Origin of the sequence: Anabaena sp. FACHB-1237, assembly GCF_014696225.1 — a bacterium.
Classification (GTDB): domain Bacteria; phylum Cyanobacteriota; class Cyanobacteriia; order Cyanobacteriales; family Nostocaceae; genus FACHB-1237.
Genome location: NZ_JACJPV010000058.1, coordinates 1 through 20,189 on the forward strand (window position 1 = coordinate 1; position 20,189 = coordinate 20,189).

A 20,189-nucleotide genomic window follows, 5' to 3' on the forward strand; every position below is an offset into this window, starting at 1 on the left:
TGTAGATGTCTATGTTGCATTGTGCTGTCGAGAGTTTAGTAATTTCTCTCATTCTCCCATACCGATTACTAGACGACCCTTATTTATCAATGCACTATTTTTTTATTCTGTCAATGCGTAAGTCCTATAGAAGTAATAATTTTAGATGTTAAATCCCAAATAACTTGACGACGTAAACGTTCACCATAAGCTGAGAAAATGCGTAATGTTGCAGATCGAATTTGATGAAGTGAGGCATACTCCAAAATAGCTAATTCTTCCATGTATTTATGGTAGCCATAAGAAGAAACTGGTTTAATTGGTGTATTCTCATTGATCGGTAGTGCTACAGGATTGCCATAAACAGATGCACTTGAGAAGCTGATAAAAACACAATCAGAAGCAAATTTACGAATTGCATCTAGTAGCGTAATAACTAAAGCTGTTGATTTTAATACTTCCTGTAGTTGTAGGGTGTGTCAGATATCAACAATCTGTTTATTTGCAGTATTTATGCAGTCTGACGCACCCTACCAATATGCCAGTTGCGTAAGTCCTGCTAAAAAAGAAAAATCTACTTAATTCGCCATTCAACTCTTTTATTTTCTGAACACCAATACAATTCACAAAAATTGTATGTTGGTATATTTTTTTTTATAACCCCTACTTTTTTAAAAGTTAGATATATATAAATAATTATATTATCTGCAATCTTCTTGAAGAAAAGAAACGAGAATAGAGGATTACGCCATATTATTTTGCTAATTAGTCGTCTCCATAACAAATCTGATTCGCTGTAAATTTCTTGACAAAAACGATGATATTTTTTAATATCTAAATCCGGCACACCAATACTCGTTTTAGCACATTTATGATGCCTAATTACGCCACCAAAGGCTTTTATAAAAAGAATTCTTGCTCCCTTTGATAACATTTCTTCATAGAGAACTGTATCAAAAAGATTTGAAAATTCTTTGCGAATAACAATATTATTTTTTTGAAGAAAATCCAACCTTAAAAAGGTACTTTCTTGAGCAAAACCGCATCTATTAAACAAAATATCAACTGCAAATATTTTTCGATCAAACTTATTTGAGTTTACTAAAATTGGAGATGTCATATCCCAAGATTCTAGTCCAATAAACGCATAAATATCATATTCAGGATATTTCGCAGCAATAGTTCCTAACGACAATAATGTACCGGGAAGTAAGTAATCATCAGAATTCAACCAGTTAAATAACTCTCCAGTACACTTTTGTTTACCTTGTTGAATAGCAGCGGATGCACCATCATCAGCTTTAGAATGCCAATAAGTAAGTTTATCTTGATATTTCTTGATAATTTCAACAGAGTTATCGTTTGAATTACCATCAAGAATAATATATTCAAGGTTGGGATAGTCTTGATACAAAACAGATTGAATAGTTGTTTCAATGAACTGACCTTGATTATAGGAAGCAGTGACTAGAGAAATTTTAGGTAAATCCTTGTTTTTATTGTCCTTCATATTTTTTCTGCTTTTGGTTAGGTACCAATAAAAAATTTTCGGTTTGGATCATATGCAGTTCTATAAAAGTTAGATCCGTAATAGGTGATAAATAGGGAAGGCTGACTAATTTATAATTAATCTTGAGTGCAAAGTTTAATAAAACTTCTGGCTTACAATTGTAAACTCTTAAATTAAGAACATTCCATTCAACTAATATATAGGGTTGTTTTTCTTGAGTGCAAGTTAATGCCCCATTCAATGTTTCTATTTCAGCCCCTTCTACATCTATTTTAATCACCGAGTAACATTCATCGTTGCAGGATCAAAGACAAGCATTAAATAAAACCCTCGCTTTTGAGATTTCATAAATTAGCGATCGCTGTCAAGATCAACAAAGTATATCTCAATTGCCGCTACCGATACTTTTTTGATAACTAATGCTAACAAATACATAAGTTAAGATTGTCTCTCAACGAAGGCGTATCAACCAATGCACGTTCGCCTAGCGTGTGCGATAGCGCATAGATAAATTCCTCAAATTAACTTAATTCAGTATATTTTTGTAGCCAGTCATCCAAATCATCAATACCGTGAAAATCCAACAATGCTTCTCCCAAGTCCTCCAACTTTGATATAGGAAAACTTTTGATTTAGGTAAATTGTCAGAATCAGGATGTCCAGGATTAAAGGATAAACTTCAGACTGGACAGTTTTTCAAATTTATTGATCATTAGGTAAGCTGATACCTTGTTCCAATAACAATTGTCGTAATTTAGCTACTTCTAATTCAGCAGAATCTGCCCGTTGCTTTTCCTGTTCTGCCCGTTGCTTTTCTCGTTCTTCTGGAGTAGGCAACCAATTATTATCTTTATCATACCAACGTAACCACTGTCTAGTTAGTCCTTGATATTCTCCCTCCCATAATCCTAAACCTAATTCAGCTTCTTCTAGCCATACCCCTAATCCATTAATAGACAGCGGTTGATAACGGTTCGTTACTAAACCATAACAGTGAAACTCGTCAGTATAACGGTTATAGACAAAATAATAGGGGATTCTGAGAATTTGCTCATATACTGTCCATTTATTAGGTGGTTGATTAACTTCCCGTAAATTTCTATTTCTCCCTAAGTCTTCGTTTTCTGTTCCTGGAGATATTAATTCTACTACCACAAAGGGATATGTTCCTTCATACCAAGTAACATAGCTTAATCTTAGTTCTGTTTGTTCATAAAAACGGGATACCCCCAAAACTGCAAACCAATCTGGTCTTTTATACCATTGTGTATGCTTGCTGTCGTAGTATAAATTTAAGTCACTACCTGTAAATACACTATCTTCTGCATAAGAAGGAGGACGAAAGGTACTACGCAATAATTCTGGTTGTAAAAGGTGAAATTCGTCTGGCAACCCTGGCTCCTCTGGATCTTCGCTAGGTAAATCATACATCGTTGGCAGTGTTTGTTGAGGAGGTAATGGCTCATAGCTAGGTTTGCTATACACATCACTTTGATACATTGTTAATTATCTCCTGTATTTAATCGCTGTTGCCAAGATTCAACTATCTGCTTAATTGTCTCTTCTAAGGAAATTGTAATATCCCAGCGAGGATAATGTTCACGCATTTTTGTTAAATCGGAACAATAGCAAATCTGATCATCAATGTAGTTTTCTTCATACCTCTGCTAACCAGACCTCTAAATCTGCCAATCCGTCAAAATCTAATAGAGCTTTTGCTAGAGATTCTAATTGAGGTACTGGTAATTTCCCAATCTGTTTTGTCTGTTCTGCTGATAACTCACCAAAGTCTCGTCTTATTCGACTCAAAATTTCTGCCTTTGCCATTTCATATTAACCTCCGTTTACAAGGACTCTGGCAAGATTAGACCGAGTAACATTCATCGTTGCAGCATCAAAGACAAGCATTAAATAAAACCCTCGCTTTTGATATCTCATAAATTAGCGATCGCTTTCAAGCAAGATAAACAACGTATATCTCAATTGCTGTCACTCTAGAGTTTCAGATCCCCTACTTCCCTCAGAAGTCAGGGATCTGGGCATGATCAGATTATATATTGAGTTGCCATACCCAGGGAAGCGATCGCTTTAACTTCCCCCAATCACTTCTTTTGTTAGCAGTTTAATGAACTGCTAACCAGTCTATCAGGTCTTGTATTTGGGAAAAATCCAATAAACTTTCTCCCAATATTTCTAACTCAGTAGTGGGTAACTTCTTGATTTTCTCCCTCATAGAAAATTCTATTTCCCCAAACCTCCTAGTGAGTTGACGCAAAACAAGGACTGACTCCCCTTGTTGTAGCCCTTGTTGTAGCCCTTGTTGTAGTCCTTGTTGTAGTCCTTGTTTTTCCCCCTGTTGCAATCCTTCTTTAAGAATTTCTTCATACCACGGTGACTCTCTTAACACTGTCATATCCCACCTCATGATTTGTTGAATTAAGGGAATCTCTAAAACAAAACTAGCAAAGAATGATAATAATGGTTCTAGGTCTTTTAGTTGTTCATCTTTCCGCAGTTCTGTTACTGCAAGACGGAGGTTATTTTCACTGTTTCCACCCTGGAGAATTGGTACAAAGGGCAATAGCGTAGATATTTTTTGCTCAAACACTAGGTTAACATCTACTTCCCACAGGTTGATCACTTGATAATCTTGATAAGCCTTTATCCCTAATATTTCTGATTCATAGCGATTGGGGATTATTTGTTTAGTGCTTTGGGGGAGGATGTTAATGAGAACTGGGTATACTTTTAAGTTATAACGCTCTTCTGCTAGGGCTGTGTATGCCCGTAATCGTCGGGGCATTCTCTGATGGTAACGCAGTTGTAGTTCGTTAAGTAATAAAAATTCTCCTATTTCTGGGCTGTACACTTTGAGTAAAACGTCACTTTCTCTATCTATCCACTGAAATTCAGTGTTGAGGATTTCTTGTACTTGCAGATGGGAATGTTGGGTAATCCATTGTACCCATATATCAGGTGCTAGACTGATTAATCTTTTACTGCCTATATCTGCTTTTTTTGCCACTGGTTTTATGCGGGTATTTATGCGGGTATTTGAGATTTCATAAATTAGCGATCGCTTTTAAGATCAACCAAGTATATCTCAGGCGATTATAAGTTGGCCTTAGGGATAGATTAAAGGCGAAAATTTAGTGGTCTTCTAACCAGGTTTTTAACTCAGAAATATCCTTAAAATCAAGTAATTGATCAACCAACATTTCAATTACACTTAGTTTCAAACCCCGAATTCGGGTTTCAATGGCAGAATCTAAAGAACCAAATTGCCGTTTTAGAAGACGCAGAACGATACTCACTCCCTCTTCTTGTTTTCCTTCTTGTTTTCCTTCTTGCTTTCCTTGTTGTTTTCCTTCCTGTTGTCCTTCAGCAAAGACATCCTGATAAAAACGGGTTTGTTTGAGGTCTATGTCTGTTATTCCTATCATCTGCTGTATTTCCTCTCTACTTAAAATAGGCAGTTTATAAACCATGATAGTCTCTAGTAAATCAATCAGTTGTAATTGCAATGGTCTTTGAGTTATTTCTCCATAGGTTTCCTTGGCAATTTCTTGTGCTAAAACTGCACTTTTATCCGCAGGAGTAACAATCAGTTTTAACAACTTCAGACTAATGGGGGCATTTGCTGGAGGCTCTAATTCATTTAAGTATATACGGTGGACTCTGGAACTTGCCAATAAAAAGTCATAGTGGCAGGTTTTTCCTGTTTCTGTCTGACGATTGGGATAAATAACTACTCCTTGCCAGGGGTTGGGGGGGTCAAATTGACGCAGGTAAAGGAATATTTCGCTAAAAAAGCGGTGATAAAATAGTTTATCTGTTTGAAATTGGACTTCTACAAAAAATAGAGGGGAATTGTGGTCGTTTTCCGGTGGTGAAAATACTCCGTCCAGACGAAAGGCTGTTTGTTTTATTTCTACTGACTTGAATTTGTAATTACTGTTAACGGGGGTAAATTTGAGCAGATCAAACAGTAGTGGCGGAAATGTTTGGAATAATCGGTAAAATAGACTATCTGTTTTCAAGTTTTTATAATTTTATTATTTAAGTATTAAGAGTTGAGTTGATTTTGGAGTTCAATTACATTATATACTCAGTAGCCATGCTTACTTCAAGGGCAGCGATCGCCTGACCTGTTGGTATAGTTCTATATATCTTCTTGCTGGCATTTCTCAAGTATATTCTTTCAGGGCGATAGCGAAATGCTGCTGCAAGCAGTTCGCTCGACAATTTTCAGCTATATAACAGACTTTAGTAAACACATTTTATGCCAATACCTGTTGATATAGTTCAATATACCGTTTTGCTTGTAGTTCTAAACTATATTCTTTCAGTGCGATAGCGAAACGCTGCTGCAAGCAGTCCGCTCGACAATTTTCGCTCATTTTTTGGCGTAATCCTTCATCTTCTAATAACATTACAATCCCATTACAGAAATCTGTTGAATTTTCCGGTTGTGCTAAATAACCAGTGAGGTTATGACGCACTAGGTCAGGTACACCACCAATTTTAAAAGACACCATCGGTGTGCCACAAGCCATACTTTCTTGTAATACTAATGGTAAATTATCTGCACGGGTAGGAAAGATAAACAAGTCAGCCGCAGGGAAAGCCACAGATTTTAAGCGATCGCTACTAATGTAACCTAAACTCAGAGTATGCATTCCCAATTCAGATGTATATTCATTTAACTTTAGATTGAGACATTAAGCTAAACAATAACCACGGAAATTTAATTCTTTAAGCAATTGAACAGCCTTAGTTATCCTAGAATCATTATCTACAGAACCTATCACTTTTTGTCTCATTTTTAAGTTAAACAACTACAATTGTTTCTCCACCATTACCAAAAGTTAAAAGTATAGTTTCTTCTTTCAGGCTTTGAGGTAATTTTTGCACAGCCTGAAAAAGTAAATCACTACCCTTGCAAGTATCTTTCAAACTGAAAAACGACATTTATTTAATGCTTCCTCATAAGAAATTTTAGGAAAAATTTGTAATTTACCATTGACTGTTGCATCATAAATTTGACGATTAGCTCTATTATAATTAAATTTAGCAATATGATAATGAATCTCTGATGCCTCTAAATCGGGAAGATGCCACTGTTGATTACCAAAATAATTAGGAGCAAAATGGTTAGGGTCTTCTCCTTGTAAAATCTGCTGTTCATTAGGTTGACCTTGAGCTATAAAATTGTGATCTACTCCAATCAAAAAAACTTTACTAAATCCCATATAAAATGCTATTTGCATAGCCACATAAGTAACGGTGTGACCTTCACAAATTATTTCTATAGGATTAGAACTAAATTTACATAAACCTCCGGTTAGAATATAATAAATGTGGTCAAGAGGACTGATTGATGTATGTGCAGGTATATAGGATAAGAAAGATGGACATTGTAAAGATTCAAATTCTGATACGCTTTGTTCTATAACTAAACGGTTAACCGCTACATGATAACTGAGATTGAGATCAACTTTATCAAACATTAAATAAATTTTATTTAACCCAAAGGTGTGATAATTTTTTAGAGGAGACAGATCCATATTCTTTAAAGATGGACCGTTACCTATAATAAAGCAGCTTTCTCCTTTATGAATATCTTTGAATTTGGCTATTTTCTTCCCATATCTAAAATACCATTGTTGGTACATTCTATTATCGTAATATTTCAAGTAAGCATCAATATCATTTTTTACAGGTTTAATGGCTGCTTTTAAGGAATTAATCAGCATTTTATTGATTCTCATTGGCACTCTTTTAGAATTACTTTTATGTTAGGGCTTTGGCTATTCTGTGCTAAGTCTGGCGGTAGCTCCACCATCAACAACGATTGATTGACCTGTCATGAAAGAAGACTGATTATTATCAGCTAGGAATAGAATTCCTTGAGCAATTTCTTGCGGTTTACCAATCTTTCCTATTACAGTTTTTTGGGCTAAGTTTTGTTTCAATTGATTGAGGTTTGCTCCCGAAAGATGTCCTCTCATTAAACCTGCATCTAGCATAGCGGTATCTACCGCTCCAGGTAAAATCGCATTAACTCTTATTTGATCTTTAGCCCATTCTATGGCTAAAGCACGGGTGAAAGCAACTAATCCTCCCTTACTAGCTGCATAAGCAGCAATATTAACTGAAGTTGCGATCGCATGAACGGAGCTAACATTAACAATACTTCCTTGACTTTTTTGAAGTAAAGGATAGGCAGATTGAGATAGCAAAAAGGCGGAACGAAGATTAATTGACATTATTAAATCCCATTCTGCTATTTCAGTTTCTAATACTGGCTTACAAATTGAAATAGCAGCATTGTTGATCAGGGCATCTAATTTCCCCTCTTTTTGATTTGTTTCCTTGACAATTTGAGAAACTGCTTGATGATCGGAAACATCTGCACAAATATAATGATTTAAGAAATCAAGTTGAAAGTCGGCCTGACGATCTACTCCTATGGTACACCAATCTTTAGCCTTAAACAATTCTGCTGTAGCTTTGCCAATACCACCAGCTACTCCAGTAATTAAAGCCACTTTTTTCATTTTTGGAAACCTATAGTTGCTTTTTTTAAGTCTCTGACTAAATTATCTATGGCCATCTGATTGACTTTTAATACTGCCTCTCTGGTGTTGGAACTGTTATGACTTCCTAATATAACCTGTGGATAATTAACTAGAGGATTTTCTAGGTTAAAAGGTTCAGATTCAAATACATCTAAGGCGACGGCTGCCACTTTACCACTATCTAAGGCTAAAATTAGTGCTTTTTCGTCAATCAATGGACCACGAGCTACATTGACTAAGGAAACACCTGTTTTCATATTCCCAAAAGCTGTTTCATTGAGCAAATGATAGTTATTAGGAGTTAAGTTACAAGCTAAAACAACATAATCAGCATTACTTAGTAAATAATTTAATTCAACTTGTTTTAATCTTGTTTCTTGACAAAATGAGGTATTAATAGGATGCACATCATAACCTAAGAGGGACATTCCTAAAACTTGAAATCGCCGCGCGATCGCTTGTCCAATACTACCCACACCAATGATACCAGCTATTTTACCTTTCAAAGAAGTGCCTTGAATCTTCAGCCATTCTCCTTTTCTGACAGCAGCATCTATTTTATGTAATTTTCGGGCTAATAAAATAGTATAACCTAAAGCGACATCAGCAACTTCATCACCAAAAACATTAGGAGTATTAGAAGTATAAATTCCTAAATTTTTAGCTGCTTCTAAATCAATAGCATCAACACCAATTCCCCATTTTGCTAATACTTTTAATTTACCTTTTTTACCTATTGCTATAACTTTAGCCGTAAATGGATCATCTCCCGCAATTACACCATCAAAATCGCCAATAATATTACATAATTCGGTTTCGCTTAATTGTTGTTTAATTTTTGGAGCAACAATTTCGAGATTTTCTTGTTTAAATCTTTCTTTACATTCCTCTAATGTCATTAACATAGGAGGAGCAGAAATTAATACTTTCCAACTCATATTTTTCCTTCTCTTTCCAAATAAAGCAATTCAGCAATTTTAAAGTCTATTTCTTCGTCAATATCCCAAGCTTCTTCTCGATCTATTTCAAATAGAATAGGTTTTTTACCGATTCTATTTTTACAGTTTAGTATTACGTCTTTAGTGAAAATATAAATATTAGAGTTTTCTTCATAAACTGGTGGTAAATCTTGGGTACGAAGTAAGACATTAGGATCATGATTGATAGGTTGATATTTGTGATCAAAGAGTCTTGTTTGTAACCTAGTTACTCCAAATAAACTATCATTATTAGAACTGGTCAAAAACAAATCTATAGATTTAGATATAGTTTCTGATTTTAATAAGGGATTAGTGCTATGAGTTTGAATATAAATATCAGCTTCTACTTGAGCGATAGAATTAAGTAAGACATCATTCATTGATGTCATTCCTGATCTCAAATGTTCAGGACGCAGTAAAATTGTAACATTAGGAAAATGCTCTTTAGCATCTTCAATAATAGTTTCACTATCTGTATCTATACAAACTTGACTAATTAAAGGACAAGCTAGTAAACTATTGACTATATAATGATATAGAGGTTTACCAGCGAAAGGACGATAATTTTTTCCTTTAACACGCTCACTGGAGTGACGCATGGGAACAAAAGCTACAATTTTCTGATTTTTCATTTGTTTTCGTTGACTTGATTAAACTTGATCTAAGATTAATTTAATTAATGGTTTTTAAAATCACCCTTGCTGGTGCACCTTCGACTCCAGCTAATTTAACAGGTAAACAAATTAGCTCATATTCTCCAGAAGATACATTAGTTAAATTAAGTCCTTCAATGATAATAACTTCAGATTCTAACAGAATTTCATGGGTTTTGGGACTATCATCAAAAAGTTGAATAGAAAGATAATCTATCCCTATTAACTTAATACCATGCTCTACAACCCATTGAGCAGCATCAGCGGTTAAAGCAACAAAATCTTTTTGAAATTTGGCTACTTGATTTTCCCATAATTGAGAATTACGGGTATGTAATAATAGCCTTTGTGTATTTGGAGGTATCATACAATCAGCTAATGTATCAGAAGTGATTATATTGACATTAGGTAGATGGGCTACATAAACCTTACCCATTAAAATATCTAGAGAAAGTTGCTCTACACCTTTACCGTGTTTCAAGAAATGCAAAGGAGCATCTACATGAGTGCCTGTATGAACACTTAAACTTATTGTAGTATCGTTGGCAATATCGCCTTGATCTAAGTCAAGGTTACGGTTGAAACTGACCTCAGGGCTACCTGGCCACTGAGGTATATTAGGGGACAATGGTACAGAAATATCAATGTAGTTACTCAAAATTTTTACTTACTTAGATAAATTAGATAAATACGTTTCTGGTTGTTGGGAATAATCAATCATTAATTGATTTCTTGATGATTCTTTGATTACTTTGTGGAAAGATAAGTTCAGAGGATAATAAAAAGTTTGTTTCAGATGCTTATTAATCTCATCATTATGGCGATTATAGCCTCTATACGTTCCCCAAAACTGCATTAACCGAAAAATTAAGATAGATACAAAATTTTGACTTAATACCCCCTCTTTAAAGGCATGATAATAGTCACTGATGACATTGCTAGGGAAAAGATGTAAAAAATCCCAAAAATTGAAGGTTTGTTGAGGAAAAATATGTTTAAGTGCGATCGCTTCCCGGCGATAACGATTAAATATTCGTTTCGGGGTTTCATTATGGACATGAATAATCTCAGCTTCTGCTACATAGGCTATTTGATAGCCTAATTCCATTGCTCGTTTACTCCAATCTAAATCCTCTAAACCTGTTAAACTCTCATTGTAAGGCAATTTTTGCCAAAGTGATCTCCGAATAGCAGCATTAGCATTATTGCAAAATGGTGTATTTTGATCACAATTAGATTTATCAGGAAACCATTGAGTAAAAATCTGATGTTCACTATATTTACTGTTTTCATTTCCCCGTTGTTTTCCATAAGTTAAGGCAATATTGGGGTTATCAAAGGGAGCAATTAACTTTTCTAACCAGTCTTGATATACTGGATAAACATGGGCACTTGCAATGACAATAAATTTACCGGTTGCTGCTTGACAACCTAAGTTAAGGGATTTACCAAAGGTAAATTCTTGGGGTTTAATGGAAATAAGTTTGACAGGATAACGAGATGCTATAGAAATGGTTGCATCTGTTGAACCTGAATCTACTACAATAATTTCTACATCTTGAATGGTTTGTTGAATTATGCCACTCAACAGCCGTCCGATGTGTTCTTCTTCATTGTAGCAGCGTATTACTATGGAAATAGCATATTGATTCTGCATACAGTCTAAGAATTAGATTGATAAAAGTAATGAATTTGCGACTCTCTTTCTTGATGCCATACCACTGAATATCCTGATGTTAATATTAGATTATGAATTTCAGCTTCATCAGAGCTAAAATCAGGTAAAAAATCTGGATGTATTTCTACACAAATAAGTCTAGGCTTTTTCCCCAGTTTGCCTTGCAAGAGTTTGTTAGCACCTTTAATACAGAGGATTTCTGCTCCTTCAATATCTATTTTTAAGACTGTAGGTAAAGGTAATTCTTTATCTATGATAGCCTGATCTAGTGTTTTAGTTTTCACTAATACTTGACCTTTTGGTGCAATGTCTCGATTTTTTTGTTCTCTTAAAGTTGGTGCTGCTCCTGCTGCACCATCAGTAAATAATACTACTTCTCCTAAGCTATCACTAACAGCCCAATCAATAAATTCAACGTTAGTAAGATAGTTAAGGTTAACATTGTTACGAAGTCTATTTCTATTTTCCGGATCAGGTTCAAAAGCAAAAACTTTACCGTCTTTCAAAACAGATGCTGCATGAACTGTCATTAAGCCGACACTAGCCCCAATATCAAATAAAATATCTTGGGAATTTAATTCACTAATAAATTTTTGTAAAAAGTCTTTTTCATTGCCGTACATTGCTATTCTGTAATTTTCAACAGGACTATAGGCATTAAAATATAGTTCTTTACCTGCAAGGTCATTTAAAACAATTTTTTGAGGAAAATTATTTGTTTTAAAGAAAATTCTTTTGATAATTGACTTGATTTGGGATTTTATCTGTTTCATAATGAAAATGATAACCTTTATAAAGCTCGATTGATTAATTAAATTAGGACAATTTTCAAGAAGTTAACCTGGTTGTATTTTTCTTTCCTCGAAATGCAAGATAGCATAATTTATACGTGCTTTATATGTATAAATTGGGTTATATTTAAAAAATGTTTGGCAACCTTAAAGTACCAATTAATAGTATTTTAAGATATGTGCTTCTTAATATCCCATTCAAGGAATGTTGCTATAACTCCGGGCCGTTTATCTGCACAACTTAAAAAAGAGGAAGATTTAGACGATAATGAAACTTCAAATGCCAGGATGTTTTCTAAATGCTGAATTTTGTGACTATTTGCTATACCAGTTCCTATTGTAATTGTATAAATCCCCTGTTTTAGCAAAGGACAAGGTAATTGTATTTGACATAAATATTTACCTAATTCTCTTTTGTCTAAGAATTTTGGTGAGACATCTGTATCAAAGGAAAAAAATAATGTACTATTATTTTTTTTGATTTCAAAATTAACAATACAACCTGGTTTACATTCATTAACAGCATATTCTAGCTCCAAAATAATTGATTCAAATACATCAAATTGGTTTTTAATATTACTTTTAGAATCAATCAACCTTCCTGTTGTAACCTGTAAAGGCATTTCTGGATTTTCAGGAATTTCAAAAAAAGCTTCCGACTCACAGTTATAAAGATTAGCTTGATAATCTTCAATTACTGTTTGAGGTTCACCCGTAGCTATAATTGTACCTGAACTAAGCAAACAACATTTGTCACATAAAGCCCTGATCATATCCATCTGATGACTAACAAATAAAACCGTCCTCCCTTCTTTCCCTACATCCTCCATCTTCCCCAAACACTTCTTCTGAAATGCTGCATCCCCCACAGCCAATACCTCATCCACAATCAAAATCTCCGGTTCCAAATGTGCCGCCACCGCAAACGCCAACCGTACATACATCCCCGAAGAATACCGCTTCACTGGGGTATCTAAAAACTTCTCCACCTCCGCAAACGCCACAATTTCATCAAACTTCCGCTTAATTTCCTCCTTACCCATACCCAAAATAGCACCATTGAGAAATATATTTTCTCTCCCTGTCAACTCTGGATGAAAACCTGTTCCCACCTCCAATAAACTCGCTACCCTACCCTTAATTTTAATACTCCCTTTTGTCGGTTCTGTAATGCGGCTTAAAATCTTCAATAGTGTTGATTTTCCCGCCCCATTGCGCCCAATAATCCCAACTCTATCACCTTGTTTAATTTCAAAGGATACATCCTTTAAAGCCCAAAATTCCTCAAAAGCAGGATTTTCATTCTTAGCTTGCGGATTTAGTAGACTACCAATAGATTTAACCTTATTAGTAATCACATCTCGCAGTGCTGTGTAGCGTTCCTGCTGTTGATGGCCAATAATATATTTTTTGCCTAGATTTTCAACGCGAATAACTGCATCTGACATAAGTATTAATTTATCAATTTGAAAGTTATTGATTTGACGGCTTATATATCTCAAGATTAAGCTAAATTTAGCATTTAATTATAGAAGTAGCTAAATTACCAACCTATAGTATATTATTAGATAACTTATAACACACTTATTTTATAAGTTGCCAGTAGTTATCCCCTATATTTGAATAGGATTTTCTCCTCAGCTTGTTTAAATTCAATATCAAATAAATCAAACACAACTTCCCTACCTAATAAAACTTCCTGGCAATCCTCATTTTGTAACCAGGCCACAGGAGCAGAAAAGGTATAATCATCAATCTGCATTTCAACTTGTCGGAGTACATATTGTACACTCCCCCCTACTCCCTCTCCATTACTCAGAACTTCTCCTTGAGAGAGGGCATATCCTAAGTCTGTGCCTAAATAAAATGTAATTAGGCTAATATCCGAACCAGAATCTACAAGCATTTCCAGGAGTTTAGAATTTTGAAAAGTTAGACAGACTTCGTATTTTGGCTGCCAATCATGTTTTTTGACTGTTCTAAAACGCACTGGGAAAAACTTCACTGGCTCAACAAATTCGTTCTCGTAGATCCGCTCAGTGATGTAGTCAGAAGATTTTAAGTTCTGAAGGTCAATTTGCTGTGTCATGATTCTATAATCTTGGTGATGAGCTATTACACCATCCTTAGTGTAAATAATCCATTCTCCACGATATTGTTTTAGTTTTCGGTAATTTGCTTTACGCCATTCTTTGGCACTATTGTATTTTTCGTTCATATTTAGCTATAGGAAAGTCAGGAGACAATTGAAATTCATGAATAACTGTATCTGATGCCCAAATTTCATCACCTAAAGGTTTGTTAAAATCATCACTCATCCAAATTTTTCCTCCTTGAAGTCCAGCAATTCGTTTTTGGTTTTTTTGAGTTAGATTAACTTTTTCCGGTTGATATTTGTTGGCAATAAATTCAATGTAATCCAATATTTGTTGTTGATTTTTTAGGGGTAAATTTTGGATTTTTTGAATTATATTTTCAATAATTTCTTCTGTTTGTGTAAACAGAACTACCATCCTAAATTATTTTAGTTCAATGTTATCTCTAACGGTCAATTCAGAATCAAGACATATTCTTACCTTCAATAAACTAGCAACTCGACCTTTCATAAATATTTTACCACAGGTTGGTTCTGTCATGCAATGCAATTTAATTTTTTTTTAAAATTAGATTTCCCTGCGCTATTACGGCCAATAATTCCTATTCTATCCCCTTGTTTAATATCCAATGACACATCCTTTAACTATCAATTTGAAAAATATTAACTCGATGAGTTATAGATTCTCATATTAGGATAAATGATGATAAATTTATCCATAATGTTATTATGCTAAAATACCTAATAAAACTTTACCTAAATCCAGCAAGTCATCAGGAATTTTAAAAAGGTTTAGATCTTGATAGATAGTTTTTTCAATTTGATCTAATTTACCAAATTGCCACAAAGTACCAATAGTTACAGCACCATAAAATATATTTTGCTCCGTAACTTGAGATAAAGCAATTAATTCTACTGCGAGTTGAGTAAAACCTTTTGTTAAATCATCTTTTTTTGCTTCAATCACTAATAAATCATGTCTAGACTGTAATAAATAATCTAAACTTCCTTTTAAGCGATCGCTTACTCTTAACGGATATTCAATTTTTAGCTGACAGTTACAAATAGCAATAATTTCTAATAAAATGGGAGCTACTAAAGTTTCTCGTCTAGCAGTTTCACTACTTAAACTAACCAAAGGTAAAATTTTTCTGATCTTTTCTTTTACCACTAACAGTTCATCTATAGATTGATCTGTTTGTGGTAAAGATAACTCTGTTTTAATAAATGAATAATCAAACTCTCGTAAAATATCATCGGTTTCATAGGGTAAATCAAAGTAAGAACTAAAGGTATAAGATTGATCCTCTTGTAATATCTTTATTTTAGGTATCATCATTGTTTGCTGATACAGCAATTTCCGTTATTCTGAGGTACAGATGTTAGTGATAAAACCCCTGTAACACAGGCATACTTCGACAAGCTCAGTACAAGTCTTGCTGTGTTCATAGTCTACCTCTGTGATCATGGCAACCATTCAGGATTCAGAATTTCTGTTAAAGAATAAGGGCAATTTTCAGGGAACATAGCTGGAGATAGTTCAGATTTACGAATTGCATTATTTCTAGCTTTAATGTAAATCTTATCTAGGATTTTTACACAATGATTATAAAGAACTTTAGACTCCAATAATAAATCTAATTCCAGTCTAAAGTTATCAATTTCTTTTTTCCAACCCTTCCCAGACCAATCTTTTTCTGACTGCCAATAATTATACAATAGTAGATGAATTAAAAGTCTCAATAAATAACTCTCTACTTTACGCCTTTGTTCGTTTCCCAATACAGTAATTTCCTCAATTAAATGTTCCCAGTCAATATTTTCTAAATCCCGATTTTGCAGTTGGTTAAGGGTAATATCTAACCATTCAGGATAATCTTGTTCATAAATGTCATAATTTGCTTGTGTAGGTGGCATTTTACTTACTCATTTACATTTTAAATATTGATGTTTGGGTTACAGAAATCTGCTATATAAAACCTAGACAAAACTAGACTTTACTTTCTACTTCAATGGGAGCATGGGAGCGGTTATCCCTCAGTAGACTTACACGCCTTAGCCAGACGCGATAAATTAATTGCAGCATTTAGATCCCTATCCATCTCAAAACCGCAGTTCTCACAGTGATAAATTCTTTCAGATAAAGAAAGATTTTCTTTTTTATATCCACAGTGGGAACAAGTTTTACTCGATGGATAAAATCTATCGGCAATTATGATTTGACAACCAAACTTTTTAGCCTTGTATTCTAGTTGACGCTTAAACTCATAAAACCCACAATCAGCTATTGCTTGAGCTAATTTATGATTTGATAACATTCCTGAAACATTCAAATCTTCTACTACTATTGTTGCGTGGTTTTTGCATAAGTAAGTAGTGATTTTATCAAGAGTATCTTTTCTCAAATTTGCTACTTTAGCGTGATGTCTAGCTAGTTTAATTTTAGCTTTGTGTTTATTATTTGAACCTTGATTTTTTCTAGCATAAATCCTGGAAATGTCAACTTAGGACAATCTCTCTAAAGAAATCTCTATAAATTGATTCCCTGTTCTGCTAGTAATTAACTTAATTTAGCTCATGCTACTGATTTATTTCGGATTTGAATTTAACTCTGACTTAATTAGACTCACAAATACACTGATAATTTTTTCTGGCTGATTTATGTAATACTCATCTAAATCAACTACCACTAGATTACCAGTTAATTGCAAGAACACCCATTGATTACCATTGGTAACACAGCCATAAATATTTTCAATATTATTTCCCTCGGATTGATTTAATTGAGCAGCAGCGATCATTTCTGCAATACATTGAGCAAATCCTTGTTTAAGATTATCGTTTTTTGCCTCCACCAAAGCAATCACAGGAGATGTTACATATAACTGTTGAGATGATAGACTAATTAAAAAATCGCAAAATCCATTTAAACCTTGTTCAATATTAACATTAAAATCAATTCCTGAGAATAAACTAATTTTATTATCTAATAATCTTCTTACTTCAATTAAAACAGGTGCAATAATCATTTCTGATTTGGCTTTTTCTGTACCAATTGCTTGCGCTAGGGGAATATTATTCTGTAAATATTTTATAAAAAAAGGATCAAGGGTTAGCTTTTCTAACGAAGTAAAGACATTTATTCTTTCTTCAATATTAATACCAAATATTTTACTGATTTTCTCTAAGGTAAAGTCACTATAAGACATTTGCTAGTAACCTAATTTATCAGCTTTGATTTTCAGCTTTGCTTTAGTTATGGATTATCTATCTTATAACCATAACCAACTTTCCAAACCTGACATAATGATTTTAATTGAGCAATAGACAGCGATCGCGCTTTTTGCGCTAATTCCAGACCTTTATTAATTACAACTAGTAATCTGTGCCAACTTCTACTAACTTCATATTGGTCAATATAGCTAAATATACCCCGAAAATAGCGAATATAAAATTTTGTATCTAGCTGCATTTGGGCTTCGATAAATAAAATATTAATGGTACATCAGAATTATTACTAATGGGTGTTAATAATCCATCTAACCCAGATTCTTTTTCTGGCGTTGCTGAATTGAGGTATGATTATGATATTTATTTCGCGCATCAGCGAACGTAGCACTTGCGTTAGACACAAAGTTTCAAATTTTGAATTTCTCAATTTCATACCTGAGTTCAGCAACGCCAAAAACTTAATTCTGATAGATATAGCTACTAAATGACATCTGCAAATGTTCTTTCCATTTTTCTAAAGTACCAAATTCCACTTACCAATAGTAAAATTACTAACCCCATAGAAAGAATAAATCCTGGTAAATAAAATTGGGAATTTCCTCCTAAAATTGCCCAGCGAAACCCATCAATTACCCCTACCATTGGATTTAAGGAATATATAAACCGCCATTGTTCTGGGACTATACTACTACTAAATCCTACAGGAGAAATGTATAAACCAAACTGTACTATAAAAGGAACGATAAAGCGAAAATCTCGATATTGCACATTTAATGATGCTAACCACAAACCAGCACCCATGGACGCAGCAAAGGCAATACCAATAAATAGTGGTAAGGTTAAAATTCGCCAACTCGGAACAAAGTTATACCAAATCATTAATGCCAATAAAATCATTCCCGAAATCATAAAGTCTACAAAACTTACTACTACAGCACTTGTCGGTACTACTAATCTCGGAAAATAGACTTTTGATAGTAAGTTAGCATTGGTAATTAAACTGTTGCTACATTCTGAAAGGGAATTAGAGAAGAATTGCCAAGGTAACATGGCAGAAAATACTAATATTGGATAAGGCGCTCCCTCTGATGGCAATTTTGCCAATTGTCCAAATACTACTGTAAACACTACCATTGTCAGAAATGGTCGAATTAGTGCCCAAACAATACCAATGACCGTTTGTTTATATCTAACTAATATATCTCGCCAAGCTAGGAAATAAAATAATTCTCTGTATCGCCATAAATCTTGCCAGTATTGCTTTTCTGTTCTTCCAGCTTCTATAATTAATTCTGGCGGAGATGTGATTTCTTTCATGATTATAATTTACCTTGATCTAACCTAGCCTGTACCATCATTTGCACTACATCTGACATTTTATACTTAGCTTCCCATCCTAGCTGGATTTTCGCTTTTTCTGGATTGGCTTTACCTATGGATAATTCTGTAGGTCTAGTTGCTAAAACTGGATATTTGGGCATCTCTGGAAGTACCACAAACTGTGTAACCTTTATCTAGCAGCAATTTTGCTAGATAGGCTCCGTCTTGTCTCGAAATTCCACAAATCAGGGCCGTTTTCATACGTTTTCATATAGGATGATGCATAACATATTAGTTTATTAGTTCATCATCCGAAAATCTTTAATAGTTTTACCTCCGGGAATACAAGATTGTCTGTAAGTAAACTCACTGACGGATGGGTTTTGATGAGGATTAATTACACCTGTTGCTTGCTGCCAAAGTTCCGTAGGTACAATTGTTATTGTATATTTACTACCATCTTTACGTACATGATACCATTTTGTTTCTTGACATTCTTCACACCAAAAAGCCTCTATCCATTCCCCTGCTAAGGAAACAGTGGTTTTTGCTGCTACTAACATTATGGATTCTTTGCGTTTTACCCCCCTTGCTTGTAGTTGTCCTGGCTTGTCGGCAAATAAGCCATATTTTTGGCTGACACTATCTATGTAACACTGATGTATGGGACAGTATATTGGTCTTCTTTTAGAACGTTTTCGATTTCGGTCACACCTTCTCTGCACTTCGGCCTCCTGTACTGTTAACATTAGAAGGTTGCGTGGGAGGGACTGAGATCAAATAGACCATCAAAGCCCAACTCCTATTTCTAGTTTTGATTTAATTTTATAACCTTAGTATAATCTAAATTTGGACAATTCAACAACACATTTACACTGATTTTATCTTGGTATAACCTAAATACATTTTTTTAAAACCTCAAAGTACTCTTTGGCTATAATTTGTGGGGTAAAATTGGACTCTAGATATTTTCTGGATGCTATTCCCATGTTCTGTGCTAGTTTTGGATTGTTTTTGAGTTCTAATATAGCCTCTTTTAATCCTATACTATCTCCATTGTCTACTGCAAATCCAAATTCGCCCTCTTTGATTAAGTTGCGTAAGTAAGATCGTTCTGAGCAAATAGCAACTACTGGCCGTTCTGCTGCTAATGCTGGATATAGTTTGCTCGGAGCAACTAAGTTTTCCAATCCTGAATCTATACTTACTAATGCTAAGTCACAGGCTGTGAGAGAGTATGGTATTAGGACTTACGCATTGACAGAATAAAAAAATAGTGCATTGATAAATAAGGGTCGTCTAGTAATCGGTATGGGAGAATGAGAGAAATTACTAAACTCTCGACAGCACAATGCAACATAGACATCTACA

Annotated in this window: 29 protein-coding genes and 3 pseudogenes; all 32 read right to left on the reverse strand. The window is 34.3% G+C overall.

Annotated elements, in window-relative coordinates; translation table 11 throughout:
- Positions 1–110 precede the first annotated feature (110 nt).
- A complete protein-coding gene (locus H6F32_RS21260) occupies positions 111–413 on the reverse strand; it encodes a GDP-mannose 4,6-dehydratase (RefSeq protein WP_190370789.1) in 303 nt (100 codons plus the stop codon).
- Between the two features lie 140 nt (positions 414–553).
- On the reverse strand, positions 554–1,489 hold the full coding sequence (locus H6F32_RS18540; protein WP_190370767.1) for a glycosyltransferase: 936 nt from the start codon (positions 1,487–1,489) through the stop codon (positions 554–556).
- A complete protein-coding gene (locus H6F32_RS18545; RefSeq protein ID WP_190370768.1) occupies positions 1,476–1,769 on the reverse strand; it encodes an FkbM family methyltransferase in 294 nt (97 codons plus the stop codon). Before H6F32_RS18545 ends, H6F32_RS18540 begins: the two co-directional genes overlap by 14 nt.
- A gap of 241 nt (positions 1,770–2,010) precedes the next feature.
- The gene (locus tag H6F32_RS20995) at positions 2,011–2,121 is read right to left on the reverse strand and encodes a DUF4351 domain-containing protein (protein ID WP_190370790.1); all 111 of its coding nucleotides are present in this window, start codon (positions 2,119–2,121) and stop codon (positions 2,011–2,013) included.
- A 70-nt stretch (positions 2,122–2,191) separates the two neighbouring features.
- Positions 2,192–2,989, reverse strand: a complete 798-nt coding sequence (locus tag H6F32_RS18555) for a Uma2 family endonuclease (RefSeq protein ID WP_190370769.1) — start codon at positions 2,987–2,989, stop codon at positions 2,192–2,194.
- 156 nt (positions 2,990–3,145) lie between these two features.
- Entirely contained in the window at positions 3,146–3,316 is a 171-nt protein-coding gene (locus tag H6F32_RS18565) for a DUF4351 domain-containing protein (protein ID WP_190370770.1), read from the reverse strand.
- 295 nt (positions 3,317–3,611) lie between these two features.
- Entirely contained in the window at positions 3,612–4,514 is a 903-nt protein-coding gene (locus H6F32_RS18570; RefSeq protein WP_190370771.1) for a DUF4351 domain-containing protein, read from the reverse strand.
- 124 nt (positions 4,515–4,638) lie between these two features.
- Positions 4,639–5,529 carry an Rpn family recombination-promoting nuclease/putative transposase gene (locus H6F32_RS18575; protein WP_190370772.1) on the reverse strand — a complete coding sequence of 297 codons (891 nt, stop codon included), beginning with the start codon at positions 5,527–5,529 and terminating at the stop codon, positions 4,639–4,641.
- A 55-nt stretch (positions 5,530–5,584) separates the two neighbouring features.
- Positions 5,585–5,734 carry a hypothetical protein gene (locus H6F32_RS18580; protein ID WP_190370773.1) on the reverse strand — a complete coding sequence of 50 codons (150 nt, stop codon included), beginning with the start codon at positions 5,732–5,734 and terminating at the stop codon, positions 5,585–5,587.
- 35 nt (positions 5,735–5,769) lie between these two features.
- A pseudogene (locus H6F32_RS18585) lies at positions 5,770–6,174 on the reverse strand (glycosyltransferase); the annotation flags it as partial.
- Positions 6,175–6,319: 145 nt separating this feature from the next.
- A complete protein-coding gene (locus tag H6F32_RS18590) occupies positions 6,320–6,460 on the reverse strand; it encodes a hypothetical protein (RefSeq protein ID WP_190370774.1) in 141 nt (46 codons plus the stop codon).
- Positions 6,442–7,245, reverse strand: coding sequence for a 6-hydroxymethylpterin diphosphokinase MptE-like protein (locus tag H6F32_RS18595; protein WP_199294633.1), 804 nt, complete (start codon positions 7,243–7,245; stop codon positions 6,442–6,444). The genes H6F32_RS18590 and H6F32_RS18595 overlap by 19 nt, the downstream gene beginning before the upstream one ends.
- Positions 7,246–7,299: 54 nt before the next feature.
- Positions 7,300–8,049 (reverse strand): SDR family NAD(P)-dependent oxidoreductase, encoded by a 750-nt coding sequence (locus H6F32_RS18600; RefSeq protein ID WP_190370775.1) that lies wholly within the window; start codon positions 8,047–8,049, stop codon positions 7,300–7,302.
- Positions 8,046–9,008: a phosphoglycerate dehydrogenase gene (locus H6F32_RS18605; RefSeq protein ID WP_190370776.1), complete on the reverse strand. Its 963-nt coding sequence runs from the start codon at positions 9,006–9,008 to the stop codon at positions 8,046–8,048. Before H6F32_RS18605 ends, H6F32_RS18600 begins: the two co-directional genes overlap by 4 nt.
- Positions 9,005–9,682, reverse strand: a complete 678-nt coding sequence (locus H6F32_RS18610) for a cytidylyltransferase domain-containing protein (RefSeq protein ID WP_190370777.1) — start codon at positions 9,680–9,682, stop codon at positions 9,005–9,007. The genes H6F32_RS18605 and H6F32_RS18610 overlap by 4 nt, the downstream gene beginning before the upstream one ends.
- Before the next feature lie 40 nt (positions 9,683–9,722).
- On the reverse strand, positions 9,723–10,361 hold the full coding sequence (locus H6F32_RS18615; RefSeq protein WP_190370778.1) for a cyclase family protein: 639 nt from the start codon (positions 10,359–10,361) through the stop codon (positions 9,723–9,725).
- 9 nt (positions 10,362–10,370) lie between these two features.
- Positions 10,371–11,360, reverse strand: a complete 990-nt coding sequence (locus H6F32_RS18620; protein WP_190370779.1) for a glycosyltransferase — start codon at positions 11,358–11,360, stop codon at positions 10,371–10,373.
- Between the two features lie 5 nt (positions 11,361–11,365).
- Positions 11,366–12,154 (reverse strand): FkbM family methyltransferase, encoded by a 789-nt coding sequence (locus H6F32_RS18625; RefSeq protein ID WP_190370780.1) that lies wholly within the window; start codon positions 12,152–12,154, stop codon positions 11,366–11,368.
- Positions 12,155–12,342: 188 nt separating this feature from the next.
- Complete coding sequence (locus H6F32_RS18630; protein ID WP_190370781.1) at positions 12,343–13,620, reverse strand: ABC transporter ATP-binding protein; 1,278 nt, start codon at positions 13,618–13,620, stop codon at positions 12,343–12,345.
- Between the two features lie 158 nt (positions 13,621–13,778).
- Positions 13,779–14,390, reverse strand: a complete 612-nt coding sequence (locus H6F32_RS18635) for a retropepsin-like aspartic protease (RefSeq protein ID WP_137908344.1) — start codon at positions 14,388–14,390, stop codon at positions 13,779–13,781.
- Positions 14,371–14,685, reverse strand: a complete 315-nt coding sequence (locus H6F32_RS18640; RefSeq protein ID WP_190370782.1) for a DUF2281 domain-containing protein — start codon at positions 14,683–14,685, stop codon at positions 14,371–14,373. The genes H6F32_RS18635 and H6F32_RS18640 overlap by 20 nt, the downstream gene beginning before the upstream one ends.
- Before the next feature lie 12 nt (positions 14,686–14,697).
- Positions 14,698–14,912: pseudogene (locus tag H6F32_RS18645) on the reverse strand (ATP-binding cassette domain-containing protein); the annotation flags it as partial.
- Between the two features lie 82 nt (positions 14,913–14,994).
- On the reverse strand, positions 14,995–15,606 hold the full coding sequence (locus H6F32_RS18650; RefSeq protein ID WP_242031182.1) for a hypothetical protein: 612 nt from the start codon (positions 15,604–15,606) through the stop codon (positions 14,995–14,997).
- 125 nt (positions 15,607–15,731) lie between these two features.
- Positions 15,732–16,184: a DUF29 domain-containing protein gene (locus H6F32_RS18655; protein ID WP_190370783.1), complete on the reverse strand. Its 453-nt coding sequence runs from the start codon at positions 16,182–16,184 to the stop codon at positions 15,732–15,734.
- Positions 16,185–16,297: 113 nt separating this feature from the next.
- Positions 16,298–16,765: pseudogene (locus H6F32_RS18660) on the reverse strand (RNA-guided endonuclease InsQ/TnpB family protein); the annotation flags it as partial.
- Between the two features lie 90 nt (positions 16,766–16,855).
- A complete protein-coding gene (locus H6F32_RS18665; protein ID WP_190370784.1) occupies positions 16,856–17,476 on the reverse strand; it encodes a hypothetical protein in 621 nt (206 codons plus the stop codon).
- Between the two features lie 47 nt (positions 17,477–17,523).
- On the reverse strand, positions 17,524–17,739 hold the full coding sequence (locus tag H6F32_RS18670) for a DUF2887 domain-containing protein (RefSeq protein ID WP_190370785.1): 216 nt from the start codon (positions 17,737–17,739) through the stop codon (positions 17,524–17,526).
- 239 nt (positions 17,740–17,978) lie between these two features.
- Positions 17,979–18,815, reverse strand: coding sequence for an ABC transporter permease (locus H6F32_RS18675; RefSeq protein ID WP_190370786.1), 837 nt, complete (start codon positions 18,813–18,815; stop codon positions 17,979–17,981).
- A gap of 2 nt (positions 18,816–18,817) precedes the next feature.
- On the reverse strand, positions 18,818–18,979 hold the full coding sequence (locus tag H6F32_RS18680) for a hypothetical protein (protein WP_190370787.1): 162 nt from the start codon (positions 18,977–18,979) through the stop codon (positions 18,818–18,820).
- Positions 18,951–19,079, reverse strand: coding sequence for a GDP-mannose 4,6-dehydratase (locus H6F32_RS18685; RefSeq protein ID WP_277875080.1), 129 nt, complete (start codon positions 19,077–19,079; stop codon positions 18,951–18,953). Before H6F32_RS18685 ends, H6F32_RS18680 begins: the two co-directional genes overlap by 29 nt.
- A gap of 38 nt (positions 19,080–19,117) precedes the next feature.
- Positions 19,118–19,543 carry a hypothetical protein gene (locus H6F32_RS18690; protein ID WP_190370793.1) on the reverse strand — a complete coding sequence of 142 codons (426 nt, stop codon included), beginning with the start codon at positions 19,541–19,543 and terminating at the stop codon, positions 19,118–19,120.
- A gap of 171 nt (positions 19,544–19,714) precedes the next feature.
- Complete coding sequence (locus H6F32_RS18695; protein ID WP_190370788.1) at positions 19,715–20,008, reverse strand: glycosyltransferase; 294 nt, start codon at positions 20,006–20,008, stop codon at positions 19,715–19,717.
- Between the last annotated feature and the right edge of the window lie 181 nt (positions 20,009–20,189).

Coding starts and splice junctions, on each gene's coding strand:
- H6F32_RS18620 (WP_190370779.1), bottom strand. CDS start 11,360: ATGCAGAATCAATATGCTATTTCCATAGTAATACGCTGCTACAATGAA.
- H6F32_RS18665 (WP_190370784.1), bottom strand. CDS start 17,476: ATGTCTTATAGTGACTTTACCTTAGAGAAAATCAGTAAAATATTTGGT.
- H6F32_RS18635 (WP_137908344.1), bottom strand. CDS start 14,390: ATGAACGAAAAATACAATAGTGCCAAAGAATGGCGTAAAGCAAATTAC.
- H6F32_RS18640 (WP_190370782.1), bottom strand. CDS start 14,685: ATGGTAGTTCTGTTTACACAAACAGAAGAAATTATTGAAAATATAATT.
- H6F32_RS18630 (WP_190370781.1), bottom strand. CDS start 13,620: ATGTCAGATGCAGTTATTCGCGTTGAAAATCTAGGCAAAAAATATATT.
- H6F32_RS18555 (WP_190370769.1), bottom strand. CDS start 2,989: ATGTATCAAAGTGATGTGTATAGCAAACCTAGCTATGAGCCATTACCT.
- H6F32_RS18540 (WP_190370767.1), bottom strand. CDS start 1,489: ATGAAGGACAATAAAAACAAGGATTTACCTAAAATTTCTCTAGTCACT.
- H6F32_RS18600 (WP_190370775.1), bottom strand. CDS start 8,049: ATGAAAAAAGTGGCTTTAATTACTGGAGTAGCTGGTGGTATTGGCAAA.
- H6F32_RS18625 (WP_190370780.1), bottom strand. CDS start 12,154: ATGAAACAGATAAAATCCCAAATCAAGTCAATTATCAAAAGAATTTTC.
- H6F32_RS18610 (WP_190370777.1), bottom strand. CDS start 9,682: ATGAAAAATCAGAAAATTGTAGCTTTTGTTCCCATGCGTCACTCCAGT.
- H6F32_RS18590 (WP_190370774.1), bottom strand. CDS start 6,460: ATGTCGTTTTTCAGTTTGAAAGATACTTGCAAGGGTAGTGATTTACTT.
- H6F32_RS18685 (WP_277875080.1), bottom strand. CDS start 19,079: ATGAAAACGGCCCTGATTTGTGGAATTTCGAGACAAGACGGAGCCTAT.
- H6F32_RS18675 (WP_190370786.1), bottom strand. CDS start 18,815: ATGAAAGAAATCACATCTCCGCCAGAATTAATTATAGAAGCTGGAAGA.
- H6F32_RS18655 (WP_190370783.1), bottom strand. CDS start 16,184: ATGCCACCTACACAAGCAAATTATGACATTTATGAACAAGATTATCCT.
- H6F32_RS18670 (WP_190370785.1), bottom strand. CDS start 17,739: ATGCAGCTAGATACAAAATTTTATATTCGCTATTTTCGGGGTATATTT.
- H6F32_RS18650 (WP_242031182.1), bottom strand. CDS start 15,606: ATGATGATACCTAAAATAAAGATATTACAAGAGGATCAATCTTATACC.
- H6F32_RS18605 (WP_190370776.1), bottom strand. CDS start 9,008: ATGAGTTGGAAAGTATTAATTTCTGCTCCTCCTATGTTAATGACATTA.
- H6F32_RS18680 (WP_190370787.1), bottom strand. CDS start 18,979: ATGCCCAAATATCCAGTTTTAGCAACTAGACCTACAGAATTATCCATA.
- H6F32_RS18595 (WP_199294633.1), bottom strand. CDS start 7,245: ATGCTGATTAATTCCTTAAAAGCAGCCATTAAACCTGTAAAAAATGAT.
- H6F32_RS18565 (WP_190370770.1), bottom strand. CDS start 3,316: ATGGCAAAGGCAGAAATTTTGAGTCGAATAAGACGAGACTTTGGTGAG.